This is a genomic window from Cryobacterium sp. MLB-32 (assembly GCF_000738085.1).
GTDB lineage: Bacteria > Actinomycetota > Actinomycetes > Actinomycetales > Microbacteriaceae > Cryobacterium.
Genome location: NZ_JPRS01000513.1, coordinates 1 through 696, shown reverse-complemented (window position 1 = coordinate 696; position 696 = coordinate 1). Strand labels below are relative to the sequence as shown.

Annotated in this window: 2 protein-coding genes; both read right to left on the bottom strand. The window is 59.8% G+C overall.

Going from position 1 to position 696, the window contains the following annotated elements:
- Positions 1-322: ImmA/IrrE family metallo-endopeptidase (locus JF66_RS19695; RefSeq protein ID WP_197059509.1), on the bottom strand; the 322-nt coding region annotated here is incomplete at its 3' end.
- Between the two features lie 38 nt (positions 323-360).
- The coding region (locus JF66_RS24715) for a hypothetical protein (protein ID WP_035880583.1) at positions 361-696 on the bottom strand (336 nt) is incomplete at its 5' end.

Sequence of the window (696 nt, the reverse complement as noted above, 5' to 3'; positions counted from 1 at the left end):
GCAGACGTTGGGCGACTCTGTCGCAGAGTGTCTCAAGGGCAAGGCCCGCCTCATCTTGATCTGCGATCCAGTCGAGTATTTCTTCGTCCTGATCGACGAGCCAGTGTCCTACTTCATGCGCCAACGTGAAATTCTCACGCTTGCTGTTGGAGGTGGGAGCGTAGAAGATCACTCGTTCGCTTAGATACGAAACACCATCGCACGACCCGCCGTCTTCTCGGCCGGCTGCCAACTCTTCTATTGGACTGACATGGAGGTCGAGAGTGTCGCGCATCGTGCCCAGCGGATCGAGGGCGAACGCCTCGCGGGTCGTGGCGCTCATGCTCGAGAGAGAGCGCTCGGCCCAGCGTTCGACGCTCGTCATCGGCTGCGGCGTTCAGCTGTCTCGACGAGAGCGGCGATGGTGGCGAGCAGGCGAGCTGTGTCAGGTGGACCACCACGATGTACGGTCGCGAGTGTTTGTTGTTCGAGGCTTGCCATCGCGGCTTCTAGCGTGATGCTCTTTAGGGTGGCCCAGCGGTGCGCGAGCTGTTTGAACGTCGCGCTAAGTCTTACCTCTTGGAGGTAATCGTCCGTGGCGTGAACAACCAACGATTCCTCTTTGACGGCTATTTCGCGAGCTATCGCAGCGATGAGGGCCGGCGGCACATTCCGCGCCGATTTGGTTTCCCATCCGAGCACATCGCTCGCTCGAAC